Raw genomic sequence first — 26,259 nt, 5'->3', positions numbered from 1 at the left:
GGCCGATGGTACCGGGCGGGGTGGCCCCGGGCGTGAGGGTGGAGGTCACCGCATCCCCGGCCGCCCGGGCATAGGCAAAGGTGGCGGGATCGCCATCGCCCAGTTCGGCATGCCCGCCCACGGCAGTGGCGAGCGCCCCCGGCCCGGTGGGCCGCAGGATGCGGAAGCGCCGGCCGCGGGTGTCCTGGTCGGAGACGAGCACATTGGAGAGAAAGAACCGGCCATTGCCGTCGAGGAAATTGGTGCCGCCGAAGTCGAACCGCACCGCCCCTGCGCCATTGACCTTGTCCGCCTTGCCGAGAACCTGCCCGACCTGGCTCAGATCGACATAAGCCGTGACCCTGTAGTCATCGACATTGCCGGCCACGGCAGCGCCGGTCTCGATATGGATGTCGAAGGTAAAGAGCGTGGCATCGGGAAAGCCTGTGACCGGCGCACCAGTCAGGCTGGGTGCAGAGTTGCTGAGCGTGGCATAATCGAAGGTCATCGCCCCGTTGTTAAGATCGATCCGGGCGATATCGACCGTGGGCAGGCCTATGGAGGCAAAGAACCCATCCCCCGAGGTGGTGCGGTTGAAGTCATCGTAATAGCAATCGGCCCGGATCCAGATGTCGGTCACACCGGGCAGCGAGAGGCTGGCCGCCTGTTCGGCCTCGAAGCGCAGCGCATGGGAGGCAAACACCGGGTTGTAACTCCCCGGTACGGAGGCGTCCTCGACGCCACCCAGCAGGGATGCGCTGTTGGTGATCAGGTAATCGGTCATGATGAAGTCCCGTGGTTGGAGATCAGGGGGTGAGTTCGAGGATCAGCTCCTGCTGGATCACGCCCAGACCGGGCGGCCGGAGATCGAGCACCAGGTGCTGCTCGATAATGTCGAGGCCCGGCCCGGCGCAGGTCAGGATCAGATCCTGTGCAACTACGTCGATGCCGGTGCCGAAACAGAGCAGCACCAAATCCTGCGCCGAGACCTGAACCTTGCCGCCGAGGGTCACGCGATAGGCGCGGAAGGCCCGGTCCTCGTGAGACCCCCGGACGGCGCGCACCCGCAGGGCCGCCTGTTCGACGCCGGGCGGGGGTTCGGGATAATCCGCCTCGGCCAGCGTCCAGCTGGTGGCGGTGCCGGCCTCGATCACCGCGGCCGCCGGTTCCAGGGTCTCGCCGGTGTCGGGATCGACCCAGTGAATGCGGACCTGGTAGGTCACCCCGGGTTCCGGGCCGATATCACTGGCAAGGTAGCTGTCGAAGACGGAACTGGTCTGGGAGAGCCGGTCCCGGTGCGCCCAGGTCAGCATGGCCTCGGGACTGGCCAAAGGGGATACGAAGCCTCCATCGCCCCGGAGATTGCCCGGCGGCAGGGGACGGATCGCGCGGGCGGCAAATGTCACGAGATCGGTGGGCGCCTGCGCCAGCGTCAGGGTGCCAAGCCCGGTGCGCGGCAGGATCCGGACCGGAAGGCTCTCGCCGGCAACATAACGACCGGATGTCGTCTCCGCATGTCCCTGCCAGAAGATCACCGGGGTGCCGGCTGTATGGGCCAGCGGCACGGTGTCGAGACAGCCGCGGCCGACGGTGATCGAATTGGCCGAGAGGCCATCGACCCGGACGAACTCGTCGCCGATGGCGGCCAGCGTGCCTGTGGCGAGACCCGAGAGACCGGTCCAGTCCCGCAGGGGCAGCAAGACCTCCTCGGGATCATCGCCGAGATCGGCATCGAGGATCGCGGTTGGTGCAAAGCTGGTGGTGCCGTCACTGGCATAGCCGGATCCGGTATCGACCCAGACCAGCGCGTCGAGCGCATCGGCAGAGGGTCGCTCGCCCACGGCCATCAGCAGACCCGCGTCAGGATCAGAAGCAAGCTCCGCATCGGCCTGCGCATGTCCCATCTCCTGCACCAGCAGCCAATACGGGGATTCCCTTACCAGCCGGCGCTGAAGCGGGCGTGGCGCGGAGAGGAAGGACGTGGGCGGAGATACCACCTCACCACCGACAAGGGCGGTTGTACCCAGGGCAAAGGCATCTTCCACGAGCCTGAGGCGAACCCGGTTGTCGCGCCCGTCGCCGTGATCGATCTCGACCACGCGCAGCAGCGCCCCCTCGAGACCCCTCCGGGGATTGACGAGCCGGATGACATCCCCGGGGTCGAGATCGGCGCCCTGCCGGTTCACGGTGATCTCGCCGGAGAGGAGCGGTGCCGAAAGGGCCCGCAGGTCGCGTTCAGCGAGGCGCACGGCGAGGTCCTCGCGCCGGATACCGGGATAGTCGACCGTGGTGGAGATCACCTGTCCCATCAGCTGCACCCGGGCGGTGTCGGTGACACTGACCGATCCGAGCTGGTTGGTGCGCAGGTCGGAGAAGGTGACGGTGAGACTGTTGACGAGGTCCACCGCTTCGCGCCGGCCCAGCTCGCCCCAGTCCACCACGTTGGTGGCATCGAAGACCGGCACGGTCTCGGGGTCGTAATCGTCACGGATGAGCTTCAGCTCCCAGCGGCCGGTGCGGCGGTCGACATAGAGCTGGGCGTCGATGTGATGCAGGATGTCTCCGAGGAATTCCTCGAGACTGGCATCGCTCTGCCAGAGGAGGGAGAGGCCAAGGCCCTCGGCAAGGAGCTGGTCTGCGGCAGCCGCAAAGCTGGGGCCGAAATCCGCCGCCCCGTAGCCAAGCCCCCAGGTCCGGTTGGTGAGGCATTCCCGGATGATATGGGCCGGGTTCATGTCCGGGCCCGGGTCGGAAGCCGGATCGCTCTCGGGTTCCACCGCACCGATCTCGGCCGTCTCCGGATACCATTGCGCCGCGCCATCCTCGGCGGTGAGGATCCGGGTGACCCGGACGGCCCAGGGCTTCAGATAGGGGTTGAGCCCCATGTAGACCTGGCGCAGCACGAGGCTGCAGAGTCCACGGAACCCGGGCACCTCTGTTCCGGCCCGGGCGGCGAGGTAGCTGTTCGGCCCCTGGTCGGGGGCCCCCATCAGGATGTCGATATCGCCGACGATGCCGCCCTCGCGGCTCTCGCCCCCGAAGAGCTCGGGCTTGTCGATGCGGATGCGGGTCCCCGGCGCGGGGATGTCTCCCTCGTCCCTGGACGATCCGCTGCCGGGCACGGTGCTGAGGCTCACGGCCTGGAAGGCAAAGGAGAGGGTCTTTGGCTCGACCTGCATCCAGGTCAGGTGTTCGCGCTCGTCAAAGGCGATGCCGCGCAGGATGATCCGATGCGTGGTGCCACTGCCCAGCAGCGTGAGATCGAGCGCCTGTCCAAGGGAGAGGCCGGGAATGCCATTCGAGCCGTAGATGTTGAGCGCGGCGGTAGTGCCTTGCTCGCCCGCCGGAAAGGCCGCGGCAGTGGCATTGGCCAGAAGCGTGGTCACCGCGCCGACACCCTCGCCACTGCCGGAGACTGTGCCATCGGCCAGCGACCAGGCGGTGCGGTCATCGACGCGGATCTCGCGGATCACATCCACCGGCCCATGGCAGAGCGCCAGATGCGCCCCCAGCGCATAACGATAGCCGACGATGGCGGAACTACCCATGGCTCTGCTCCTGTTCCCGCTCCTGCGCCAGCCGCCGCTCGGCCTCGGCAATGGCCCGTATCGCAAGCGCGTCGCCGGTGGCGGCCAGCACCTCCGCATCCACGCCCTCGCGCAGGAAGGCCTGCCAGTCGAGCCCGTGGCGGGCAAACCAGCCGCGCGCGCCCTGCAGGCAGAGCCGGGCGGCGCGCAGGTCCCGGACAATCACCCGTGTCACTTCTTGCCTCCGGACTTGCGGATCGGGTCGACCTTCAGGTCTCCCGCCCAGACCACGTTCGGCCCGCGCAGCAGCACCGTGCCGAACACCACCGGAATGGGCCGGCCTTCCTCCGCCGTCGGCAGGTCGAACGCGTCGAGCCCCGCGGCCTTCGGCGGCGCCGTCTTCGGCCGCGGCGCCAGCACATAGGAGATCGCCGTCAGCACAAGGCTGGCGACAATCTGGACGACAAAGTTCCAGACCATGGGAAAGGCTTTCGGGGTTGGGGGGTTTCTGTGCAGCTGGCCTGACGGCAGCGTTCCAAAGAGGATCGAACGGGGGAAGGAATTTTCATTTTTGGGTTGGCAAACTAACACCCAAAATTCTGCTGCTTACGTCCAAGTCGCTTATGTTTGGATAACGGGAAGATTAATGTATGAATTATTGAATGGATGCTTCGCCTCTCGAAACCGGTAAGAGCGAGGTAGGCCCGGACGGTACTTGTCCTGTGCCTATCAGAGACTTGTTGATCGCCGCGATCTATGAAGCAGCGATCAATCCTAACGCGTATGGCAGTTTCGTGTCCGCGCTCGCGGATTATCTTGAACACTCCGCTGTAAATGCATGGAAAATCCGCAATCTGTCCGAAATTGATATCGATGTCATCGAGGCAGATCGAGGACTTGCCTTACACTTCACAAATTTGAAAGCACGACTCGCGAACCAACCAAACCGGATCATCCCTGGTAGTTTACGCGAACGGATCTCTGATCGGCGAGGCCTTGCCATGCTGATCGATTCGAAGGGCAGGATCGTCAGCACTAGCCACGCGACGTGTGCAGCGCTGGGTGTTGCTCAGCCAAATGTGGATGTACTAGCCGGAAGACTGCATGCTGATGATGCAATACAGCTTCGCAAAGCGGTAACCGACCACGTTGTACACGGTCGTTATGTAGGCATACGCATTCTGCGTGGTGACGCGTTCCATATCATTGCGAGAACATTGCGATGTGAATCTGATGGCGAGAATTTCTTGTGTCTAGAGGCTCTCGTGGTCGATTGGTCCGAAGAACTTGAAAATGTATTGCAGACCTCTTTCGGCCTCACCTCAGCAGAGCTGAGGGTCCTTCAACCGTTGGCGTTTGGTGAAAGCATCAGCGCAATTGCTCTAAAATTCGACCGGTCGGAGGGGACTATCCGCAACCAGATCAAATCCATTCTCGCAAAGACAGAAGCTGGCAGGATCGCGAACCTCAACCGGATCGTCGCGCTGGTCGGAGAGACCGTAGCAGGGGCGCCGGCGCTGCACAGTGTCCCAAGCGACAAAGTACCCGAACTCGATATTCTCACGCTTCCAGATGGCCGTATGCTTGAAGTGCGCAAACAAGGGCCAAAGGGTGGCGCACCCATCCTTTTCATCCATGGCATGCTATTTGGAAGCGAATTGCCGAAAATAGCGATGGATCATATTGAAAAACTTGGAATTCGGCTCCTCGCGCCAGCCCGGCCGCATTTTGGTATGTCAGATCCATCGCCGGGTGTGCCAGAAAATGAGCCGGACCGACTAGTCGAGGATCTGGTTTTCGTTTTGGACCATTTCGGAATCGAGAAGACCGTTTGTCTCACCAATATCGTCGGCTCCATTTACGGCTATGCTTTGGCTGCTGCTGTGCCGAACCGCTTCTCAGGCCTTGTGCATGCTGCGTCAAGCATACCGGTTCTCAAAACCAAGCAATTCGCTGCCATGCCACAGACTCAGAGACTGATCGCGTTTCTTATGCGCTTCGCACCGGATCTTCTTCCACCTTTACTACAATCCGGCATTGCACAAATCCGGGCAGCGGGGGAACAGTCCTTTCTCGCCACCCTTTATGAAGAAGGTACGTGCGATCACGCAGTCGCGCAGCGACCAGAATTGCGCGATCTGTTAAAGCGCAGCGTGCATTTCGCTACAGATCAAGGGTATTTAGGAGCATTTACTGATACCCTTCATGTAGTGAGGGATTGGTCTGGCTACGTACAGCAGGTGAGCGCGGCTGGTATTCCAAGTATCCATGTTCACGGTCTTGAGGATCCACAGTATCCAATCCGCGATGTGATTGAGTTCACGAAACGTTTCGACAACGTGCACACACGATCCGTGCCCGAGGCGGGGCAACTCCTTCTTTTTGAAAAACCCGCCTTGGTGTTCGAGGCGGTTTCAACTCTGCTGGTCTGACCCGCGACGGAATTCCGAAAGAGCACCGCCTGCCGGACCATGATGCCGGGCCAGTTGCCGGAGATGGATTCTTACATAAGACAAAGTCATGTCCAATCTGGGACATGACGTTAGGTAAGCGACACGATTGAGTGATCGCAAAGCCTCATATTGCGCCCGCAGCCAATGCATATGCTGAGACCCAAGACTTATCCGATATGCCCTATCGTTCTTTTAGTTCCAGGAGGTTCCAAAAAATGAATAATTTTCGCTTTCTTGGCGCAATATTTGGCGCCTTTTTTCTGTACGTACCATCGATATCCTTCGCCGATGACCCAGTCCATTTTGTCTCGGCAATCAAGCCTGTAAGCCTGCCGGACGAGAAGCGCACAACCCTTGGTCTTTACCTGACAGCTGTGGAGACCGGGGAGTTTCTTTCCGTCCGGAAGGACGCACTACTGATCGATATCCGGACCCGGGCAGAGGTATCGTTTGTCGGCATAGCGGAGGAGGCAGACAAGAACATTCCCTACATGGTGATGGACGAATTCTGGGACTTCGACGACGAAAAGGGCACCTATAAGATGACGGTGAATTCCAATTTCACGACAGAAGTGAACGATCTCGTTCGCGAAAAAGGACTGTCGAAGGAAGGCACAATCATCCTCATGTGTCGCTCTGGCAGTCGCAGTGCGCGAGCAGCCAATTTGCTGGCACAACTGGGCTACTCCAACGTCTATTCCGTAGTCGATGGGTTCGAGGGCGACAAAGACCCGCAAGGCGCGCGAACCGTGAATGGTTGGAAAAACGCTCATCTGACCTGGTCATACAAGATCCGGGGCGATCAGGCATACTGATTGGTCTTTTTGCGGAGGCGTAGCGGAGTTGATCCGGTCCAGATCTTCGGGGAAGAAGTCGATGCGAGACACTCTGGACTATCAGCAATGGATCGGTTTCGGAAGCCGACTACGCGACTTGCGCCTCCGTAGAGGCATGACACAAACAGCGTTGGCGAAATCGCTGGGTTTCGCGCATCCGTCTTCGATCAGCAATATCGAAAAGGGCCGTCGCCCTGTGGTAGAAGCGGAGTTGTCGCGCATCGCGGAAGCTTTGAACTGCAGTCTTGAAGAGCTTTCGATCGGGCGCCGGTGACCGTCTTCGGCCGCGGCGCCAGCACATAAGAGATCGCCGTCAGCACAAGGCTGGCGACAATCTGGACGACAAAGTTCCAGACCATGGGAGAGAGGCTTTCGGGGTTTGGGGGGTAAAGTGAGGACGGCCCGACGGCACGGTGCCCAAGACGTTGACCGGGGGAAGGACGCGCTCCGTCTACGACGGCTTTCCAAGGGGGAGACGGCTCAGACCGAGGATTGGCTTAGGGCTACTCTGAGGGACGAGGACTAAGTTGACTTTGGACTAATGTCTGCTCTGAAATGAGTTGTTGCTTTCTTAATCTTTGCACTGTAGGGCACAAGCAACGCCGCGTGTGGATGACCAAATCAGCGGCAAAATATTCTCGCCCGTGATCCCCTGATCGTTGTCTTGAATAGCTCCATGAGAGCACAGAAACGACGGCGGCTATTTCATACGAGCTTCCCAATAGATTAGAGAGACCAAGTGCCTACAGCGACTGATCGTCTGTACGGTACGAGACCATATACGTTTGACCAAAAACAACACCCTCGGCCATGCCGAAAGCCGCAGACCGTCTGTAACGACTGCGCGGAACACATCCCCCAAGCGGAACTTTCATCCACAACTCAAGATTGACCCGGCGCATGCCCGGGACGGCTTGAATCGTATGCTTTCCAAGATTGGCGAGTTCACGAAATCTGCTGCCTGAAAGCAGCGAATAGCCTGGCCAATCCCGGCGGGCGCACAATGTCATTAAAAGGATAATCTCATGACAAAAGGCACTGTAAAATGGTTCAACGAAACCAAAGGTTACGGCTTCATCGAGCTGGATAACGGCAGCGGTGACACTTTCGTGCACATCAGCGCGGTTCAACGCTCCGGGCTCGACAGCCTGAAGGAAGGCGCGAAGGTTTTGTTCGAAATTGTGGAGGATCGTATGCGCGGTAAGTCCTCCGCTGAAAACCTGCAATTGCAGTAAGCAATTCGGTAACGATGCCTGAAAGCGGCAACAATTGCCGCTTTCTAGAGGCCCATCCACTCAGAAGCGGCCATTCGCTGCGTTGTGACTAACTGAAATTTTGGTCTCGAAGCAGTCATCTGAAAATTTTCATCTGATGTCTGCCCATCAACATTGAGCAGCTTCGGCGGTCTGACTCCTGGATACCACCTCAAATAATACTCGTCCCCCCGAACGGGTTCCTGCCGGGAATATCGGGGAACCCGCCGAAGTTCAGCAGGTTGTCGAAGCGGTTCGCACAGGTGTCGCGGCGCAGGTCGCAACCGGGGGCGATCTGGATGCTGGCGATGAGGCCGGGATCGTCGATTTCCGCCTCGAGTGCAGGCATCCGGCCGGAGAGCGTCAGGGTGACACCGGTGTGCCCGGTGATGAAGCCCGGAATACCCGCATGACGTAATACGCCCCCGCGATACCAGCCATCGGGTTGCAAGGCGGCCTCGGGCACGGTGATCTGTTGCCCGGAGCGGGCTGTCGCTGTTGCCGAGACCAGGAAGCTCTCGATATCGAGCCGACAGCCGCCGACATAGAGTACATGACGGCAGAGCCGCTGGTAGCGGGCGCGCACGCCCTGGCGGCGCATGGCGGTGAAGAGCGACTCGGCCCGCAGAACGATCCGCACACCTTCCACCCGGGCCGAGACGATGCGGCCCTTCCAATGCGCGACCAGCTCGCCCGGCACCTGCTCATGGCCGCGGAAGATGGTGAGCGTGGTGACCGAAGATCCCCGCGGCCCGAGCCAGCGGCGGGCGAAGGGATCGGAGAGCGGAAAGGTGAGATTCAGATCGACCCGGCGCGGATCGCCGCTCTGGACGACATTGCCATGGGACAAGGCCGAGGCGGTCCAGGTGGTATCGCCCGGCTCATCGGCAAGCGTGCCGCCGGGCACCACCCAGTCCGAGGACCGACTGGCAAAGCGCCAGGTCGTGGGGCCTTCGGCAAAGCGATAGAGAAAGAGCGGCCGCCCTTCAGCGGTCGAGATCTCGAGGTCATCGTAGGTCATGGGGTCAGATTCGGAATTTCCAGAACGGGGAAGCTGAGCTCGGTCCCCGCAGGCCGATGCTCGATCTCGATCCGGTCGGTATCGAGCCGCACCAGGGTCAGGAGATGCCCCGGCGTGGTGATCGGAACATGCCGGTCGAGCGGGTCGATCCCGAGGCGCAGGCCCAGCGGATCAAGGCTGGCGCTGGTGATGATGCGGAAGATCGGCTGTCCCGGCAGATCGAGGAGCACATGCCGGCCGATCCAGTCGGAGGGTTCAAGGCGCGGCGCGACGATCAGGACATCGTCGCCGGAAAGGGCCTCCTGCTGCAGGACAAGCTCGCGGCCCCAGGTGGGGAGCCAGAAGGCCCGGGCCCGGCCGCGCAGGTGATGTAGCCACCGGCGTCGGGACCAGGTGTTTTCTGGGCCGATGTCCTTCAGCGTCAGGACAGAGCCATGTTCGATCAGATCGCGCAGGGGTTCGAACACGACCGGGCCCAGCCCGCTGTCGACACCGTCGAAGCTCTGCGACAGGGTCTCGGCCAAAGGCTGGCGCAGGACACTCGGGTCCATCAGCACATCCCGGCCGCGATAGCGTGGACTGCCGAAGAGCGTGCCCAGCAGCGTGTCGCGCAGGCTGTCGGTATCACCCGGCGCAATCACCGGCACACCATCGATCGGCGTATTGTCCAGCATGGCGGTCCAGCTGGTATTGGTGAGCCCGATATTGAACCCGTAGACCTCCACATCGGCGATGGTCTCCAACAGGGCCACGGCTGCGGTGGCCGAGCCCAATGGATAGGGCTCCCCATCGGTCAGAAACAGGATGATCCGTCGCTTGGCTCCAGCGCCGGCAAAGAAACCCTGGGCTTCGCTGAGTGCCATGGCAAAATCCGTACCACCCCGCAGCACCGGCGGCTGGGCCAGCCAGTCCGACAGGTACGTGAGATCCTGGCGATCGGCGTCGCGTCGCACCTGCATGTCTGCGACCGTTTCGTGCCAGAGCAGGATGCAGATGTCGTTGCGCAAGGCGGGTGGCACACTGCCGGCCAGTTCATCGACCAGGGCCCGCACCGCTGCCATGGCCGCGGTGATCTTGGTGCCCGACATCGATGTGCTGGTATCAATGGCAATGTAGAGCGCGGTACCCCGAAGCCCGGAGAGATCGGCACTCTCCTGCAGCAGAAACCGAGCGGTGACAAAGCCGAGATCCGCGTGCCGGCGTTCGATCTCCAGTGGCGCCAGCAAGCGGGCCCGCCGCGCCGGTGCGATCACCGGGTGGGTGAGAGCGACCCCGGTTGCGGATGTCAGGTCAATCCCGTCCGGATGTGCCGCGGCCACGGAAAGCAGATGCGCAGCCCCACCATTGCTGGCGGCAACGGCAAAGCCGGGCGCCCGGTAATCGGCATAACGCGCCGTAATGGTCAGGCTGGTGTCTCCGGAGGAAATATCACCGTTGCCGCTGTTGGCCATGTGCCAGAGCGGCACGATCCAGTTGCCCGCCAGACCCCGGCAGGCCAGTGCGAGGGCCTCGGCAAAACCGGGGCCGTCGAGCCGGTGGCGCAGGGTCAGCACCTCGCGCGGGGTATCCCGCAGCGACAGGCGCTGTTCGGCAGCCTCGCTCTGCAGCACGTCGGTGCGCCAGTCCAGGACTTCGGTCGCCGGGCCATGCGCGGCAAAGGGCCAGAGGAGATCAGCCATCAAAAGCTCCTCTGTTGCGACGGATCACGTTGAGGATGGCGCGTTCGCCGGCGGGCGTGGCGAGATAGTCCCCCACCAGCCCGGGATCGAGCACGTTGATGATCCGTGGCGTGATCTGCGGCGCGGGTTGTGCCGTCCCCGCTTCCACCCCGAGCCGTCCGCCCGGTCCCCGGCGCAGGGGCAGGATCGCCTCTGGTCCGGCCTCGCCCATGAGGCCGATACCCCGGGCAAAGGGAAACACCGTTGGGCGATCCACGATACCGCCACCCAGAACCCCACCGCGGGCAAAGGCGGTAACTTGTCCGGTTTGCGCAAAGACACCGCCCCTGGCAAAGCCGCCGCCGAAGAGCCCGCCGATGGCCTTGGTGATCCAGCCGAAGAGACCGCCCCCGCCGCCGGACGCTCCTGCTCCACCACCGGAGAAGGCGCGAAAGAGTGCATCCTCGATTGGCTTGAAGGCGGAGTCGATCAGGCGGTTGGCGAGGTTCTGAGCAATACCGGATACCGCCTGGGCAAAGCTGCGCCAGCTGAGCTCGCCGGACTTGAGCGCCTCTTTCAGCGGACCGGTGATATCCTCGGCCAGACCCTTGGCCAGCTCCTTCGTGCGTTCGATGGCGGTCTTTGCCCCATCCCAGGCCTTGCTCCCGGCCTCGGCCGCCTGCTTCAGCGCGCCGCCCGCGCCACCGGCGGCAGATCCCGCCCGACCCAGTGCGGCTTCGGTCTCGCCGAGGGTCGCGTTCAGCCGTTCCGTGGCCGCTGCGGCCTCGCTGGTCGCGTCGCCGTTCTGGCCAGACCCAGAGACGGCCGTGCGCAAAAGATCCAGCGTGGCCAGCGGAGCGGTGGCTTGAGCTGCAAGATCGAGGGACGCGGCCTGCGCGGCATCCGCACGTCCGCGCGCGGCATCGGCAGTTGCTGCCAGCCCAAGATCGGGCACGGTGAGCGGATTGTCGGCAAAGGCGCGATCGAAGGCGGCTCGGGCAACGCTTGCCGCATCTGACGCGGCGCCCTCGAAGCGGTTTTCGATCTGGCCAAGGTCGAGATCGGGCACGATCGGAATGCGCCGTTCGACCCCGAGGGCCTCCAACCCGGAATTTACACCGGAGATGAACCCGTTGATCCGGGCAACGACACCGTTGAGCATCGCCTCGACGCCGGCAATCAGGCTGTTGGCGGCCTGGAAGGAGATATCGCCGATCGCAGCGGGCAGCAGAGACCAGATCGCCTTGATTGCTTCGAAGGTGCCTTCGAAGCTGTTCACGGCGGCATTCGCAAAGCCCACCACGGCTTCAAGCGCACCCTGCAGCGCGGAGGCTGCGACAGCCTCAAACCCGGCAAACCCGGCCTCGAAGGCTGCACCGACACTGGCCAGGCCCAGCCCAATCCGGCCCCAGACCTCGGCCCCGAGATCGCCGAGCAGCGCCATCGCGATGCCGAACCCGCCCGCGCCGGAGACCAGCCGGGTGAACTGATGTACGAGTTCGCCGGCGCCAACGATCAGCGCGCCAATGCCGGTGCGGATCAGCGCCCCGCGCAGGACCATCAGCGCTGTCGCCAAGCCGCGCACGGAGAGGGCTGCAACTGCCAGCCCGGCGACCCAGCGGCCCGCGAGGAAGGTCGCGAAGGTCACGGCATAGGTGGTCAGGCGGCCGATATTCTCGAAGAGGCCCGTGATGGCTTGTCCAAGCGGCCCGGTGCGGTTCGCGAGCGCGGCCATGGCGTTGGTCACCGCTTCCAGCGCGGGGGCTGCGGCAACGGCCAGCTGGTTGGACAGCCCGCGCCAGATGAGCCCCAACCGCGAGATTGCATCGTTCGTGCGCTCGATCTGGTCGGCGTCCTGTTCGGAGACCACCACCCCGAAGGCGCGCACGTCTTCTGTCGCCTGGCGCAGCGTCGCGGTGTCGATGCGCGACATGGCGATGGAGCCTTCCTCGCCGAAGAGCTGCCCCGCGACCGCGGCGCGCTCGGCGGCGGGCACGAAATTCTCGATCGCGGCGTTGATGGCACCCACACGCTCGTCCAGTGGCAGGGCAATCAGGTCGCTGGCGGACAGGCCAAGTCGGTCGAGCGCGTCGGCCGCGGGGCCAGTGCCGGCAGCGGCCTGGCTCAGGCGGCGCGTCAGATCCTTGGTCGCCTGCTCGATGCCGGACATCGAAACGCCAGCCAGTTCGCCCGCGCGTTCCAGCGTCTGGATCGAGGCGACGGTGGTGCCGAGCGATTGCGCCAGCTTGGCCTGCGCGTCCACCGTCTGCAGGCCAGAGCGGACCATGGCGACACCCGCGGCGGTCGCGGCAGCGACAGCCGCTGCAGCCGCCACACGCACACGGCGGGCGAACCCGGCGAGCCGGGCGTTGGCCGCTTCCATCTCCCGGCTGAGCCGCCCGAAACCGCGCGCCCCGGCCTCCCCGACACCTTCGAGCTCGGCACGCACCTGTCGCCCGCCAACAGCGGCAAGGCGGACGGAAACGCGCTTCTCAGCCATGGGAATGCTCCATCTGTTCGTTGAGTTTGGCGACCATTACCGCTTCAACGGCAGGCAACAGTTCGGCCATAGCCTGAGGCGGCACGCCGAGCGCGTCACCCAGTGCCAGTGCCGCCGACATGTCCCAGCCGATGACAGCGCCCGGCAGCACGCGGAGTTGGCCTCCGAGACGGCCGATCAGGTCCCAGATTTGCCAGCCCTCTAATGTGACCGGACGGTTCAGTCGCGCCGGGCAGTCTTGGCAGGCTTGCTCGCGGCCCTCGAAGGGTGCGCAGGCTTGGCAATATCGGTCGCCCCCGCCGAAGGACCATTCGGCAAGGGCGCTGAGGCGTTTTTTTCCTGTTCCAGCAGCAGGCCCTTGGAGACGTAGGTCAGCTGGAAAGCCTCGAAGATTGGCCAGATATCGAGCAGCGCGTCGATGGCCTCGGGGCTCGGATCGATCGCGTTGCCTTCGGCGTTTCCGATGCCCTCCCAGGCGAGCACCGCCCGGCGAGCGAGCGCCTTGGCGAAGGCGACGGCGCGCTCCTCGTCGGAGGCCTCCCCGGGAACCGCCTCGACGGCCGCATCGCTGCGGGTCGCCACCATCAGCGCCGTGGTCAGTGGGCGCAGTTGTAGCCGGACGCCAGGGGCGAGGTCATGCCAACGCGGCGCGTTCGTCAGGTCGAGCGTGAGCATTCTCAGTATACCTCGATATCGTTGACCAATGTTGCGGTGCACATCCGGCCGACCACAGTGTCGCGGGCGGCCTGCCAGTCGAAGGTGGCCTGGACGCCCTGCGGCCCGGAAATCTCGATGCGCGGGCGCGGCAGGTAGACGGCGTGCACGGTTAGGCGCAAGCTCTCGCCCGAGGGCAGGACATAGGCGAAATCCATCTCGCAGGCCTCGCCATTGATCGCCTGCGTCACCAGCGTCTGGTCGGCGAAGCGGACCTCGATGGAGCCGGTCAGCGCCGCGATCGACGGATCCGCCCCGTCGATGCGGCCATCGCTGCGGATGGTCTCGATCCGATCCAGGTTGTTGGCATAGGTAATGTCGGCGGAAACCACGTTGCCGAGGGCGCTGCCGTTCCGGGTGACCTGTCCGTTGAAATGGCCGAAGCGCTTCAGGGCAATGTCTGCCAGCGCACCGGCACTAGACGCCGTGCCCACCGTCTCTCCCTGCGCCACCAGCCGCGCCGTCGCGGTCAGCAGGCCGGACCGCTGCATCTGCCAGGTGATCTGGTCGAGCACGCAGCCGGAATACATGGCAAAGCGTGGCACCTCCGGCATGCCGGTCTCGATCGAGAGGCTCGGCAGCGTCCAAGACCCCGATTGGAACTCGTGGGTGAACGGTCCAGGCGCCGTACCGCTGGTGACAGGCTGACCGAAGGCTGCCTTCAGCCAGAACCCGAAAGCCTCGGCGTCGAGCGGCACGACCACATCGCCGTCCGCCGTCACCGCATCCTTGATCGGGGCCAGCGGATCGCGGCCATAGCCCAGAAGTTCGGAGTTCAGCAGCGGCTGCTCCGCGCCGAGCGTGGTGCTTGCGAAGGGCATTTTCGTGAAGCCGCCAGCAGGCGGCGTGCCATAGACGGTCTCGAACGCAAGCGCCATCTGCGCCCGCGCCCCTTGGGCTCGTGCCATGATCAGTTCCTTTTGTGGTGTTCAAAGAGTGACCGTCGGTGCCGCCACTTTGGCCATGCCTATCCTTCAGAATAACCGCCACGTATTCCGGCTACCCTGGCACACGGGATCAACGTGTCAGTGTCCGCCGTTTCAGGCGACCCGGCCGCTCCGTGCCCAGGACACGGCATCGTCCAGCCTGTCGTCACCCCAGAAGACCTCTCCATTCACCAGGAAACTGGGCGCGCCGAAGATACCAAGAGATTTCGCCTTCTCGGTTTCAAGGGCCAAAGCGTCTTCGATTTGGGCCGAGTTCGCGGTTTCGATGATCCGAGCCGGATCCTGGCCAATTTCCTTCAGGCTATCCGAGAGATTTGGTTCGATTCCAGCGGGTTCCCCCAACTGAAACCATCTTCTATAGGTGGCAATTACGTAGTCTTCGCCCCACCCCTCCTGCATGCCGAGGAGCGCGACCTGATTGGCGAGTGCCAGGTTCTGCAACGGATATGGTGCAGGCAAGCTGGCCGAAAGGCCGTATTTTGCGGCGCGACGTTCAATATCTCGCCACATGTAGGCGGATTTGGACGGCTTGTCGGCAAACGGGATGTTTTTCTGCTCGATCATGATCGAGCGTACGTTGAATGGCCGCCAGGAAATCTTCAGACCGTGCTCACGGGCATAGGCCGGCAGGCGCATTACTGTCAGGAAGCTATAGGTGCTTCCGATCGAGAACCAGAAATCTATCGGCCTCATTCCCTGTCCTCCGTCAAGCCGCTCGAAGAAGCCTAGGTTTCGGGGCCATATCACGCAAGCGGATCGGCGGTTGTGTAGTGCAGAACCACGGGGATCACGGCTGCTTTCAGGCCGGCCGCTCCCTCCACCGGCAGCTCCACGGGGCGCGGCGCTTCCGCCTCGATCCAGTCGCAGAGCCCGCCCAAAGTTCGGTCGACGGCGATCACCGCGCCGATGTTAGCGCAGAGGGCGTCGAAAGCCCCATCGCGGTTTGTGCCCTGAACAACGGCCTCGATTTCAGCCCGGTGCTGGTAGTGATAGGATAGTGGCGACAGCGTCACCTCGGGTTCGCCCGACTCGCCGTCGCGCAGGATAAGCAGTCCATCGACCGGGACGCGCTCCGGCAGCACCTCACCGCGCAGCGCGGTGGCGGGCAGCACAGAGATCCGCGCGTGCAGCGCGGCGAGGATGGTTTCGCGGGTGGTGGGCATTGGCTTTCGCTGTCTTGCGGGTGCGGAGAAGGTCCGCTTCGACCCAAACGCCGACCTTGCATCTAGTTGCAACTGCGCATTCGCGGAGGTGACTGGCGCAGAACGCGCAGTTAGCCGCGCGGCAGACCCAATTCGATAATTCGCTCGTTTGCGCCATTGCGATCTCCGATCTCAAAAAGCGCCGCAGATTTCGGAAATGGAAAGATTGTGCGGTACGTCGCAAGCGTCATATCGGGCCGCATCTTCAACGCAGACTGAATACATTGCCGTGCAGCATCTGCATTCCCGTCCGCTAGCTCTGCGAAGGCCGCAAGCAGATGCGTGTACCATGCTGTGCCCGGAAGTCGTGATGCGGCTTGTGCGGAGGCAATGAACTCTGGATCGTTGTGATCGAGGCGATCAATCAACAAGCCGACTGTCACGATGTTCTGAAACGCATGTGCCGTGGGGTCCTTGGGGCTAAGACGCAACGCAGCCCGGCCGGCTTCTGCCATCCTCATCCCGTCAGGTTCTTGCTTGAACATTTCGGCGAGACCCAACGCATGATGACAAAACGCGCTGTTGGGGTTGAGCGCAGTTGCTAGATTGACGGCATCGGTGGCCTCCTTGGACTGTCCAGACATGGCTAGCAAAACGCCGTGCGCAGCTTGTGCGATTTCCAGACGGTCATCGATCTCAAGCGCCTCGCGTGCCCACACCAGACCTTCGCGTATCGGCCCGCTAGGGTCCTTCAATCCGGCGCCAACACGAATGTTCATTAGTCGCGCGAGCAAGGCTCGCGGAAGGGCAAAGTGCGGGTCGGCTTCGGCGGAGCGTTTCAAAAGAGATTCAGCCTCATCCATCGCCTGAGCGGTGTATTCAGCAAGCCGCGACCAGCCGCGCTGACAAAGTTCCCAAGAAGTTAGGCTCTCAGTTGGACGCATCCGTGCGAGGCGCCGTTCATGCGCGCCGAGCTCGGGCTCTACGGCGGTCACAATGGCTTGGGTCATCTCATCTTGAAGCGCGAAGAGATCATCCAGCGTCCGGTCCCAGCGGTCAGCCCAGACATGCGCCCCAGTGCTAGCCTCGATGAGCTGTGCCGTCACCCGGAGCCGGTTACCACCCCTCCGCACCGAGCCTTCCACCACGTAACGCGCGCCGAGTTCATGACCAACCCGGCGGATGTCCGTCGCTTTGCCCTTATAGGCAAAAGTCGAATTGCGAGCGATCACCATCAGCGAGCGGAACCTACTGAGCTCGGTAATCACGTCCTCGACGATACCGTCAGCAAGAAACTCCTGATCGGTATCGGAGGACATGTTATCAAACGGCAGCACGGCGATTGAAGGCCGCTCGTTTCGTTTCGTTGTGGCCTGAGGTTTCTTGGCTCCGGCGACCTCTACGCGCCAGACCTCGACCGGGTTTGGCAGGTTCTTGACAGCTTGCGGGCCGAGCGGCGTCATCTGCGCGTCCACAAGCCCATTTATCTGATCGTATACACTTCGCGATATGCACAGCCCACCCACAGGTGCCAGGCTTTCAAGCCGGGCCGCAACGTTCACCGCGTCACCCAAAACGTCGTCACCGTCGATCACGACGTCGCCTAGATTGATGCCAACCCGGAACTGCAGGCGCTGGTCTTCTGGGGCCGGGGCTTCTTGAACCTGCATATCGCGCAGCACCTGCAACGCCGCGCGGACCGCTTTCACTGGGGAAGGGAACTCCACGAGCAGCCCATCCCCCATAGTTTTGATGATCCTGCCACCCGTTCCGGCGATGGCCGGGTCAATCACCTGACTGCGGGCTGCACGGAGCCGTTCAATTACCCCTTCCTCATCCAAGGCCATGAGACGTGAATAGCCAGCCAAATCGGCTGCGAGGATGGTCGTAAGTTTGCGGTCCATGGCAATAGAAGTAGCGCAGTCCGGGGATGCAAACCAGAGAACACTAATTCGTAGTTTGCTGCGCAGCGGCGGACGGCTGTTTCGTCTCGCACAGCCGCCATCACAGCCTCCCTTCCACCCACCTCGCCACGATCAGCCCTGGCACACTGTCGAGCGCCCGCTCGGCATCCCGCCCGAGATCGAGCCGCTTCGGCAGCTTCACCTGCGGCACCAGCAGAAAGATCGGCACCGTCGTGCGCCCACGGCCGGTCTTCGACCTTGACGCCACCCCCAGCCCTCGACTGTTCAGCCGCCCCTCGGCAACGAGCAGGCTCGGGCCCCGACGCCGATAGACGAACCGCAACCGTAGCCCGCGCCGCCGTTCCCATTCGCCGGGCGTGATTCGACCACCTTTCAGCCCTTTGCCGGCCGCCTCGGTCGGGATGGCCAGCCAGAACCCGTCCTTCGAGCGGATCAGCGGGCCGGTGTCATGGGCACCGATGATGACCGGCGCCTTCGACCAGACCAGCGCCGCGGCGTTCAGGCTCTCGCCGGCCTTGGGGAAGGTCTGGCTTCGGATCGAGTTGGCAAGCCGGCGACCGAGCCCCGCACCGCTGATTTGGCTGCGCCAAGCGGTCTTCAGCCCGGTGCCGGCCTCCCGCATGGCGGCGGTGGCGGCCTTTTCTCCGGCCTTCACCTCGGCCGCCATCATCGCGACGATGTCGGGATCGACGTCGAGTTTCAGTTTCATGCGGGCCTCAGATCCACCGTCCAGACGAGCCGCTCCCGGTCCCGAACGGGCTCGCCCTGGACGAGGAAGGCCTCGCCGTCGATCTCGATGCGATCACCGGGTCGCGGGTTTGGCACCTCGGCCAGGCGCAGGTCCAGCCGGGTGGTTTCCGACCAGAGCCGCGCCTCGCCGAAGGCGGTGATGTCGTCGGGCCGCCGCAGGATGGCGCGGACCAGTGAGGGCGCGCCGCCCTCGGCGATATAGACGACATCGCGCGCGAGATGCGCATCCGCGAAGAGCGCATCGAGGGCGGCGGCGAAAGCGCTCATCAGGTCCGCCGGGCCTGTCGCAGCACCTGCGGCCGGGTGCAGATCGGCAGCGGGTTCGACTCGATCTCGAGCCGCACCCATTCGTCGCGGTCCCGGTCGGGGATGGTGCGGGCGTAAAGCGGCAGGCCGAGCGTGTTGACCGTCTCGAACGTGTCCGCAGGGGCGTGGTAGATCTCGAAGAGGCCTTCCACGCCTTCGGGATAGAAGAAGGCCTTGTCCGTCGGCACGCCGAAGGCGGAACTGCCCCGGTAGCGGCGGAAGGTGATGCCGCCGAAGCTGACCTCGTCGGCAACGCGGCCCCGCAGATCGGCCGCGGCGGCGGTGTTGAGATAGGTCTCGCGCACTTCCTTGTGCGCCACCAGATCGGCAAAGAAAGCCGAGCCACATTCCGCGCGGACCTGCACCGCGCCCGCGGCCAGTCCGCCGAGACTTTCCTCGACGCCCTCGATCAGCGCCTGGCAGCGTTTCCTGAGCGCGCCGGATCCCGGGCTCGCGTTGTCGAGATCGAAGTCGATCTCGGCCACGGGCGTAATCCCGAACTCGGCGGCGTAGTCGATCACCGTGGCGCCATCCTTTGGGTCCTTCACGATCCCCTGGATGCCGTTCAGGAAATGATATTCGAAGGTGGCCTCGGCATCCTGGCGCAGACGCCGCAGCCGGTGGGCAACCTCGGTCTGCACCTGCTGGGTGGCGCTCTCCGAGCCGAAGTCGCGAACCGACTGGATCTCGGAGGCCCAGAGCACGTCCTGCTTCTTGAACTGGCGACAGACGAAGGCGCGCATGTTGCGCCGTTCCGGCACCTGTTGCTCATAGGCCGAGCCGCGTTCGGAAAACGGGATCAGCGACAGCGTGCCGTCGCGGCTCTCGATCACCACGGTGCGGGAGCGCACGCCGCGGGGCGAGAACAGGCCGGAGCCCGAGAGCAGCGCGGGCTTGAACGGGATGTTCTCCAGCGCGCGGGTAAGTTCGATGACCGAGAAGGCATCGGCCTCGAAGATGTCCATTGTGGCCATGGTGCGATCCTTTCGGGGATGGGTGTGAGGTCAGCGGGTGAGAATGCCGGCCGCCAGCAGCGCGGTGTGCGCGGCGGTGATTTCAGGCTCGGTCGGCGTGCCCCCGAAGACCAGGTCGTGACGGTTGACGATGGCGGGGCCGCGGACGAGTGCCACGGCCGGGACATCGCCCCCGCTGGCATCCGCCTTGCCCCAGAGCACGGCCACGGCGGTCTCGGTGCCATCGACGGCGGCCGGGTCGTGGGCGGCGTATTTGCCCGAAGCGGTGATCTTGCCCAGCACCGTGCCGGGGTCGAGCGTGCCCGCGGCAATGGTGATGGTTTCCCTTGTGTAGTCGCGGAAGGCCTCCCAGACGAGAAAGCCGCCGGGATGGGGGGGCTCGGTGAGCATGGGCATGTGTCACTGTCCTTTGCGTTTGAAAGTCTGGGCGATCACATCGCCCCAGGGTTTTGCGCTTGGCCCCGGCCCGGGCTGGGCATGGGCGGGAAAGATCTCGGGGTCGGTCTGCGCCTTCGCGGCCAGCAGCGCCGCCCGCACGGCATCGAGGCTGGCCCCCTCCTCGAGGAAGTGCCCCGCCCTCTGCGGCTGGCCCGCGAGCCGGCAGAGATCGATCACGGCCCGGGCATGGGCGATGGCTTCTGCCCGGACGGTGGCGGCGTCACGAGCTGCGTTGCCGTCCGCAACGGAGCTTGCAGGCACCGGCGCGGGACTTGCGGGTGTCGCCTGGGTGTTTCCGTCGGGAACACCCTCGGGCGAGGTTTCAACTGCATCGGCGGGTTCCACGGGTTCCGCTGCAGCCTCGACTACTTCCGGCGGCGCATTGCGGAAACGCGCCACATCGAAGGCGGCGGCGAGTTTCACGGGCGCGGCGATGCGGTCGATGAAGCCCAGATCCAGCGCGTCTTGCGCATCGAGCCAGGTTTCGGCCGCCATCAGCGCGGCAATCTTATCCTCGGGCCTGCCGGACTTGGCCACATAGCCCGAGACGAGGCTGCCCTTCACCTTGTCGAGCGCCTCGGCCATGGCGCGCATATCTTCTGCCGTGCCCATCACCAGGCCCGAGGGATCGTGGATCATCAGGAAGGCGTTTTCCGGCATCACGATCGTATCGCCCGCCATGGCGATGTAAGAGGCAGCCGAGGCGGCGATGCCGTCGATCCAGACGGTGATGTCCCCGGCATGGCGCTTCAGCGCATTGAAGATGGCGACCGCATCGAAGACCGAGCCGCCGGGACTGTTGAGGCGCAGATCGACCGGCGTGCCCTCGGGCAGCGCACCCAGCTCGGCCAGGAAGCCCTTGGCCGTGACGCCATAGGCGCCGATCTCGTCATAGATCAGCACTTCCGCGCCGGACGCCCGGGCGCGGATCGTGTACCAGGATTTCATGGGATCACTCCTGTTGAATGTCGGTGTCCGGGTTACTGTCGGACGGTCCGTCACTGGAATTTGGATTGGGCTCTCGGACCGGCGTGGCCCGCGCGCCCTGCGTCTCGCCCGGGCTTGTGCGGTAGCGCAGGCCCAGCTCGGCCGCACGCGCGGCGTCGACGGCGTTCTCGCGATCGACCTCTTCGATGTCATAGCCGGTGGCCTCGACCACCTTGCGCCGGGAGGTGAGCCCGGCCTCCATCGCCAGCACCTGCGCCTGGATGTCCTTCAGCGGATCGACCCAGTCCCAGCGCGGCGGGATCCATTGCACCGGCAGGACGCTCGCCATGTCGCTCACGTCGATCGCGCCGGACAACACGGATGTTTCCAGCCAGCGCCGCCAGATCGGCCGACAGAGCTGATGGGCCATGACCCCGTGCTGGAGCTGGCCGATGCGGCGGCGGAACTCGACGAGCTCGGCTCTGAGGCTCGAGTAGTTCGCCTGCCGGACATCGCCGGTGACGAGGTGATAGGGCAGACCCAGCGAGGCCGAGACTGCCAGCAGAGTGCGATACTGGAAGGCCTCGTAGCTGCTGCCGACATCGGCCGGAGACGAGAACTTCACATCCTCGCCCGGCAGCAGCACCTGCATGGTGCCGGGCTCGAGGCTGGCAATGGCCGCGCCATCGAGATCGGCCGCGCTCTCGCCCATCATCGGATCTTCCGGCGCGGTCTTGGTGATGAAGCCCGCGAACATCGCCGCGGTCTTCTTCCGGTCGAGCTCGGCGTCGTCATACTGGTCGAGCAGGAAGAGCCGCACCATCGCCGGGGCCACATGCGGCAGGCCCCGGATCTGGCCCGCATCGATGGGCCGATAGATATGCAGCACATCCCCAGCCGGTACGCGCACCGTCTCAGGGATCACCTCGCCCAAATCGGTGCTGTCACCGGGATGGCGGCGGCGGAAGTGATAGGCGACGCGTCGGCCAATGGCGTCGAACTCGATCCCGCAGCGGATGCGGTTGCCGTTGGCCGCCGTTTCCGTTGTCTCAAAGGGCAGCATTTCGGATTGCAGGAGCTGCAGTTGCATCGGCACCAGCAGCCCATCCTCGGCGCGCCGCGGGCGCAGCCGGACAAAGCATTCACCGGCCACGAACATCTCGCGTGCGACCATGGCCTGCAGGCCGTAGAAGTCGGTCAGACCGTCGGCATCGGCCTCGTCGGTCCAGGCCAGCCAGAGCCGCTGCACCCGGTCGCGCAGGTCGGCCTCCCCGATGAGCGAGGAGGGCTTGATCCCGTCGCCCACCAGGTTCGCGGCAAAGGCCTCGCAGGCGTTCGCCGCATAGCCGTTGGTGACCACCAGTTCGCGCGAGCGTGCCAGCAGGCGCGGGCCACCGGAGGCGACCAGCGCGTTGATGTTCTCCAAGGGCGGGTTCCAGCCCCGCAACCGGCGTTTCGCCATGGCGCCTTCGAGGCGGGCGCGCATGGCAGAGGGGCCACCGGAGCCCCGGCGGCGAAAGCGATCGAAGAGGCCCATGTTGCTCAGAGGCCCTTCACCGTGGTCACGCGGACATGGCGCACCATGCGTCGCCCCTCGGCCGCGGCGATCTCGCGTTCGAGCGCCTCGATGGCCCGGTCGATCTCGGCCAGGCTGCGATAGTCGACCGTCTTGCCGTCATAGCTGACGCGGGCCACACCGGAGGAGCGTTGCGCGGTCAGTGCGTCGCGGCGGGCGCGGAGGTCCGTGATTGTGGCCATGGCCGTCACCTTGTTATGTTGCCGCCAAACCCAAACTCAGGTCGCGCCATGTCCCAGAAAATCGCCAGGATCAGAATCGCGCTCGCACATCTCGAACCAACGATCTGGCGGCGGGTCGAGGTCAGCCTGACGACCAATCTCAGGGCGCTGCACGAGATCATCCAGGCGGTCATGCCCTGGGAGAGCTATCACCTCTATGACTTCCGGATCGGCGACCGTGTCTATGGCGAGCCCGATCCCGAGGATGCGCTCTGGGGCCGCAAGATCTACCAGGCCCGGAGCATGCGCCTCGGCATGCTCGTCGATCGCGGGGTTGCGGAATTCCTCTACACCTACGATTTCGGCGATGACTGGCAGCATCGGATCCTGATCGAGGAGGTCACCGACGCGGTTCCCGGCACCGACTATCCCACCTTCGTTGACGGAGAACGCACCGCGCCTCCGGAAGACGTTGGCGGTCCGAATGGGTTCATGGACTTCGTCGAAGCCATGGCCAGGCCCCGCCATCCGCAGCACCGGGACATGGTCCGCTGGTATGGCGGTCCGTTCAATCCGGTGGATTTTGGCGCGGAACACATCGCGGCCAACCTTCGCACCATCGCGCTGAAGCGAAAGGCGTCCCTGGAGGCCTTCGAGCGCAGCCGCAACAAGCGGCTGCACTGACCTCTAGCGCTCACCCCATGTAACTCGACCGCGCGACGCGCCGGACCTGTGCCCTGCGGACCGGTTGCTGTGCCGTGGCTGAGGCGTTGTCCCTGGCATCTGCGACCGCGAACTGCGACGCCAGTTCCTCCCACCGGGCCTCCGACCAGCGATCGGGCCCGAGGATCCAGGCGGCCGCCCTTGCATAGACTCGGCAATCGAGCGCCTCGTTGCGCTCGCGCAGCTTCTGCCATTCGAGTTTCGCGAACCCACGTTTGGTCTTGACCGTGACCAGTTGCTCGGCCGTCAGCTGTTTCAGCCATTCGGCGTCGATCCAGCCCGGCAGATGGATGAAGCCAGGAAGAAACCGCTCTCCATCCGCCGGGCTGGTTTCCGGCGGCTCAAGCCGCAGGAAACGATATGTCTCCGCCTTGAACGTAGAGGTTGCCACAGACCAGAGCCGCGCGCCACGGCGCAGGCGTTTGCCGGCGATCGTCGCGTCCACGAATGTTGGCCCTGTCACCGGGCTCGCGCGGTTGAAGCCTTCGAGGCCCTTGACCGGCGCAACTTGCGCAAAGCCAACTTGCCGCGCCCAGGCATAGACGGCGGCCGTCTCGTAGCCGGTATCGATCGCCAGCCGCGCGATGGTCATCGACGTGCCGCTCGCATGTTGCCAGGTGCGGCTCAGCAGGTCGGACAGTTTCTGCCAGCAGGCCGGATCGCCGGGCCCGCCCTCGATCACGATGTGGTCCATGAGCCAGCTCTGCAGACCCTTGCCCCAGGCCCAGACATCGACCTCGATCCGGTCCTTCTGCACATCGGCCCCGGCGGTGAGGAACAGACCACCGGACGGAACGGTGCCCGCGCGCCAGTCTTCCTTCAGCCCCTGCAGCCGTTGCCAGTCCGGGGCCTCGCCGCTTTCCATCCAGGTCTCGCCCAGCGAGGTATTGACGAAGGTCTTCATCGTCTCGTCCCCACCGGCGCGCGCCGAGAGAAATGCCTTGGCCATGGCCTCGAGCCGCACCCAGGGCGAATAGATCTCGTTCAGATGGAACCCGGCGGTTCCATCAAACGGGGCCTCTGCAATCCAGCGGCCCTTCGAGATCGCAGACCAGCGGGTCTCATCCTTCCAGGGCGCATCACAGTCCACGCAGTGATAGCGCGCGGTTTCCGGGCGATGGCTGCCATCCTCCGCCTTGTCCCATTTGACCTGTTCCCAGGTCAGCACCTGTTCCGCCCCGCAGCCCGGACATGGCACCCAGAACCGGCGCTGGTCGCTTTCCTCAAAGGCCGCCTCGATCCGGCTCGCGCCCTTGTTCGTCGGCGTCGAGACCAGCACGATCTTGCGGTTCCAGAAGGTCACCGTGCGTTTCTTCGCGAGGTTGACCGGGTCGCCCTCGGCGCCGGCGCTGAACGGATAGCGGTCGACCTCGTCGCACAAGAGCAGCCGGATCGGGCGGCTGGCCAGACCCGAGGGCGCATTGGCCCCGACGATGGTCAGATGCCCGCCCGGGAACCGCTTGTGCAGGATCTTGTTGTTGCCATCGCGGGATTTCGGGTTGGCGATCTTGTCCTGCAGACAGGGCGTATCCCGCGCCATCGGCGAGAACCGGTCCTTCGACCAGGTCTCCGCATCCCGCTCGGTCGGCATCACCACCATGATCGGTGCCGGGTCGTGGTCGATGTGATAGCCGACCATATTGAGGATCGACTCGCTTTTCCCGATTTGACTGCTCGACATGATCACGACGGTTTCCGCCGCCGGATCCGAAATCGCATCCATGATGCCGCGCTGGTATTCGGCGCGGCTGGTGCGCCATTGGCCGGGTTCGGCGCTGGCCTCAGAGCTCAGCCGCCTGTTCTGGTCCGCCCAGGCGCTGATCGTCAGGTCCGGTGGCGGCCGCAGCACCGCCAGGGCCTTCTCCACCGTGCGCTTCAGGATCGGCGACCCCTTCAAGGTCAATGTCAGCTTCGAGTTCAATGTCTGGCTTCGCGAGATCATCGAGCACCTCGCGGATCGCAGTTCGGATCAGGTTCCGGGTGTCTCCGACGGTGGGTTGGTCAAAAGCCTGCGGAGCCAGCCGGTCGGGCAGCGCCAGCAGGCGGGTTCTGAGAAGGGCCAGCACGGCAATCCAGGCCGCCTCGATCTCATCGGCCGCGATCAGCGCCCGACGCTTTTCTTCCGCCTCCATCTCGGCGAGATCGGCCCGCGCCCGGATGAAGCGGGCCCGCTCGGCGGCATAGTCCGGCGCGCCGGCCTGCGCCTTCAGCGCCTGGTCCCGCAGGTAGCGGACATAGCCGCGCACCGAGCCGATCAGGTCATATTGCCCGCGCTCGGCTTTCGGGATCACGCCCTCCCGGCTCAACTGCTGCACCCGGCGTTCGGAGAGATCGAGGAGCCGCGCGATCACGCCGATGGGTTGAGCCGCTGACGACATGAGATGATCCCGGCGCTCCGATCAAAGCCATGATATTGCTGCGATTATACTGGATGCACCTGCGCGCCAGA

The 26,259-nt window shown here is 64.0% G+C and carries 27 protein-coding genes; 5 read left to right on the top strand and 22 right to left on the bottom strand.

Features of this window, described 5'->3' with window-relative positions:
* The 4 genes from AC2FL1_RS07480 to AC2FL1_RS07465 form a co-directional block, all read right to left on the bottom strand.
* Positions 1 to 763, bottom strand: a 763-nt coding sequence (locus tag AC2FL1_RS07480; protein ID WP_496876481.1) for a hypothetical protein, incomplete at its 3' end; no start/stop codon positions are given.
* Positions 764 to 785: 22 nt separating this feature from the next.
* Complete coding sequence (locus AC2FL1_RS07475; protein WP_496876480.1) at positions 786 to 3,527, bottom strand: phage tail protein; 2,742 nt, start codon at positions 3,525 to 3,527, stop codon at positions 786 to 788.
* Positions 3,520 to 3,741 (bottom strand): hypothetical protein, encoded by a 222-nt coding sequence (locus tag AC2FL1_RS07470; protein ID WP_496876479.1) that lies wholly within the window; start codon positions 3,739 to 3,741, stop codon positions 3,520 to 3,522. Before AC2FL1_RS07470 ends, AC2FL1_RS07475 begins: the two co-directional genes overlap by 8 nt.
* The gene (locus tag AC2FL1_RS07465; RefSeq protein WP_164128633.1) at positions 3,738 to 3,986 is read right to left on the bottom strand and encodes a hypothetical protein; all 249 of its coding nucleotides are present in this window, start codon (positions 3,984 to 3,986) and stop codon (positions 3,738 to 3,740) included. Before AC2FL1_RS07465 ends, AC2FL1_RS07470 begins: the two co-directional genes overlap by 4 nt.
* A 182-nt stretch (positions 3,987 to 4,168) precedes the next feature.
* On the opposite strand from AC2FL1_RS07465, the gene AC2FL1_RS07460 reads away from it, so the two are divergent.
* The 4 genes from AC2FL1_RS07460 to AC2FL1_RS07445 all read left to right on the top strand — a co-directional run bounded on the left by AC2FL1_RS07460 (position 4,169) and on the right by AC2FL1_RS07445 (position 8,030).
* A complete protein-coding gene (locus tag AC2FL1_RS07460) occupies positions 4,169 to 5,938 on the top strand; it encodes an alpha/beta fold hydrolase (protein WP_234184533.1) in 1,770 nt (589 codons plus the stop codon).
* 236 nt (positions 5,939 to 6,174) lie between these two features.
* On the top strand, positions 6,175 to 6,774 hold the full coding sequence (locus tag AC2FL1_RS07455) for a rhodanese-like domain-containing protein (RefSeq protein WP_496876478.1): 600 nt from the start codon (positions 6,175 to 6,177) through the stop codon (positions 6,772 to 6,774).
* 61 nt (positions 6,775 to 6,835) lie between these two features.
* Positions 6,836 to 7,069 carry a helix-turn-helix domain-containing protein gene (locus AC2FL1_RS07450; protein WP_234237379.1) on the top strand — a complete coding sequence of 78 codons (234 nt, stop codon included), beginning with the start codon at positions 6,836 to 6,838 and terminating at the stop codon, positions 7,067 to 7,069.
* 751 nt (positions 7,070 to 7,820) lie between these two features.
* Complete coding sequence (locus AC2FL1_RS07445) at positions 7,821 to 8,030, top strand: cold-shock protein (RefSeq protein WP_234222191.1); 210 nt, start codon at positions 7,821 to 7,823, stop codon at positions 8,028 to 8,030.
* A 190-nt stretch (positions 8,031 to 8,220) separates the two neighbouring features.
* Here the strand turns inward: AC2FL1_RS07445 and AC2FL1_RS07440 are convergent, their stop codons facing one another.
* The 16 genes from AC2FL1_RS07440 to AC2FL1_RS07365 form a co-directional block, all read right to left on the bottom strand.
* The gene (locus AC2FL1_RS07440) at positions 8,221 to 9,069 is read right to left on the bottom strand and encodes a phage BR0599 family protein (RefSeq protein ID WP_496876477.1); all 849 of its coding nucleotides are present in this window, start codon (positions 9,067 to 9,069) and stop codon (positions 8,221 to 8,223) included.
* The gene (locus tag AC2FL1_RS07435) at positions 9,066 to 10,748 is read right to left on the bottom strand and encodes a vWA domain-containing protein (protein ID WP_496876476.1); all 1,683 of its coding nucleotides are present in this window, start codon (positions 10,746 to 10,748) and stop codon (positions 9,066 to 9,068) included. The genes AC2FL1_RS07440 and AC2FL1_RS07435 overlap by 4 nt, the downstream gene beginning before the upstream one ends.
* Complete coding sequence (locus AC2FL1_RS07430) at positions 10,741 to 13,227, bottom strand: phage tail tape measure protein (protein ID WP_496876475.1); 2,487 nt, start codon at positions 13,225 to 13,227, stop codon at positions 10,741 to 10,743. The genes AC2FL1_RS07435 and AC2FL1_RS07430 overlap by 8 nt, the downstream gene beginning before the upstream one ends.
* Positions 13,220 to 13,378 carry a DUF7697 family protein gene (locus tag AC2FL1_RS07425; protein ID WP_496876474.1) on the bottom strand — a complete coding sequence of 53 codons (159 nt, stop codon included), beginning with the start codon at positions 13,376 to 13,378 and terminating at the stop codon, positions 13,220 to 13,222. The genes AC2FL1_RS07430 and AC2FL1_RS07425 overlap by 8 nt, the downstream gene beginning before the upstream one ends.
* Positions 13,379 to 13,446: 68 nt before the next feature.
* The gene (locus tag AC2FL1_RS07420) at positions 13,447 to 13,902 is read right to left on the bottom strand and encodes a phage-derived protein YdaY family protein (protein ID WP_496876473.1); all 456 of its coding nucleotides are present in this window, start codon (positions 13,900 to 13,902) and stop codon (positions 13,447 to 13,449) included.
* A gap of 2 nt (positions 13,903 to 13,904) precedes the next feature.
* On the bottom strand, positions 13,905 to 14,849 hold the full coding sequence (locus AC2FL1_RS07415) for a phage tail tube protein (RefSeq protein WP_496876472.1): 945 nt from the start codon (positions 14,847 to 14,849) through the stop codon (positions 13,905 to 13,907).
* Between the two features lie 132 nt (positions 14,850 to 14,981).
* Positions 14,982 to 15,581 (bottom strand): 2-hydroxychromene-2-carboxylate isomerase, encoded by a 600-nt coding sequence (locus AC2FL1_RS07410; RefSeq protein WP_234222041.1) that lies wholly within the window; start codon positions 15,579 to 15,581, stop codon positions 14,982 to 14,984.
* Positions 15,582 to 15,631: 50 nt separating this feature from the next.
* Entirely contained in the window at positions 15,632 to 16,051 is a 420-nt protein-coding gene (locus AC2FL1_RS07405) for an acyl-CoA transferase (protein WP_234222042.1), read from the bottom strand.
* A gap of 110 nt (positions 16,052 to 16,161) precedes the next feature.
* The gene (locus AC2FL1_RS07400; RefSeq protein ID WP_496876471.1) at positions 16,162 to 17,934 is read right to left on the bottom strand and encodes an adenylate/guanylate cyclase domain-containing protein; all 1,773 of its coding nucleotides are present in this window, start codon (positions 17,932 to 17,934) and stop codon (positions 16,162 to 16,164) included.
* Between the two features lie 100 nt (positions 17,935 to 18,034).
* Positions 18,035 to 18,664 carry a DUF6441 family protein gene (locus AC2FL1_RS07395; protein WP_496876470.1) on the bottom strand — a complete coding sequence of 210 codons (630 nt, stop codon included), beginning with the start codon at positions 18,662 to 18,664 and terminating at the stop codon, positions 18,035 to 18,037.
* Positions 18,661 to 18,972 carry a head-tail joining protein gene (locus AC2FL1_RS07390; RefSeq protein WP_496876469.1) on the bottom strand — a complete coding sequence of 104 codons (312 nt, stop codon included), beginning with the start codon at positions 18,970 to 18,972 and terminating at the stop codon, positions 18,661 to 18,663. The genes AC2FL1_RS07395 and AC2FL1_RS07390 overlap by 4 nt, the downstream gene beginning before the upstream one ends.
* Positions 18,972 to 19,985, bottom strand: a complete 1,014-nt coding sequence (locus AC2FL1_RS07385) for a major capsid protein (protein ID WP_496876468.1) — start codon at positions 19,983 to 19,985, stop codon at positions 18,972 to 18,974. Before AC2FL1_RS07385 ends, AC2FL1_RS07390 begins: the two co-directional genes overlap by 1 nt.
* Before the next feature lie 30 nt (positions 19,986 to 20,015).
* Positions 20,016 to 20,381 (bottom strand): head decoration protein, encoded by a 366-nt coding sequence (locus AC2FL1_RS07380; RefSeq protein ID WP_496876467.1) that lies wholly within the window; start codon positions 20,379 to 20,381, stop codon positions 20,016 to 20,018.
* 3 nt (positions 20,382 to 20,384) lie between these two features.
* Positions 20,385 to 21,371 carry a head maturation protease, ClpP-related gene (locus AC2FL1_RS07375; RefSeq protein WP_496876466.1) on the bottom strand — a complete coding sequence of 329 codons (987 nt, stop codon included), beginning with the start codon at positions 21,369 to 21,371 and terminating at the stop codon, positions 20,385 to 20,387.
* A gap of 4 nt (positions 21,372 to 21,375) precedes the next feature.
* A complete protein-coding gene (locus AC2FL1_RS07370) occupies positions 21,376 to 22,887 on the bottom strand; it encodes a phage portal protein (RefSeq protein WP_496876465.1) in 1,512 nt (503 codons plus the stop codon).
* 5 nt (positions 22,888 to 22,892) lie between these two features.
* Positions 22,893 to 23,108: a phage head-tail joining protein gene (locus AC2FL1_RS07365; protein WP_496876464.1), complete on the bottom strand. Its 216-nt coding sequence runs from the start codon at positions 23,106 to 23,108 to the stop codon at positions 22,893 to 22,895.
* Between the two features lie 48 nt (positions 23,109 to 23,156).
* On the opposite strand from AC2FL1_RS07365, the gene AC2FL1_RS07360 reads away from it, so the two are divergent.
* Positions 23,157 to 23,771 (top strand): plasmid pRiA4b ORF-3 family protein, encoded by a 615-nt coding sequence (locus AC2FL1_RS07360; RefSeq protein ID WP_496876463.1) that lies wholly within the window; start codon positions 23,157 to 23,159, stop codon positions 23,769 to 23,771.
* Between the two features lie 10 nt (positions 23,772 to 23,781).
* Here the strand turns inward: AC2FL1_RS07360 and AC2FL1_RS07355 are convergent, their stop codons facing one another.
* A complete protein-coding gene (locus AC2FL1_RS07355) occupies positions 23,782 to 25,677 on the bottom strand; it encodes a phage terminase large subunit family protein (RefSeq protein ID WP_496876462.1) in 1,896 nt (631 codons plus the stop codon).
* On the bottom strand, positions 25,592 to 26,188 hold the full coding sequence (locus AC2FL1_RS07350) for a terminase small subunit, Nu1 (protein WP_496876461.1): 597 nt from the start codon (positions 26,186 to 26,188) through the stop codon (positions 25,592 to 25,594). Before AC2FL1_RS07350 ends, AC2FL1_RS07355 begins: the two co-directional genes overlap by 86 nt.
* Positions 26,189 to 26,259: the final 71 nt, after the last annotated feature.

The sequence above is a fragment of the Ruegeria sp. YKSF070 genome (assembly GCF_059612725.1).
The sequence above is the reverse complement of the archived record's forward strand: the minus strand, read 5'-3'. Positions and strand labels throughout refer to the sequence as shown.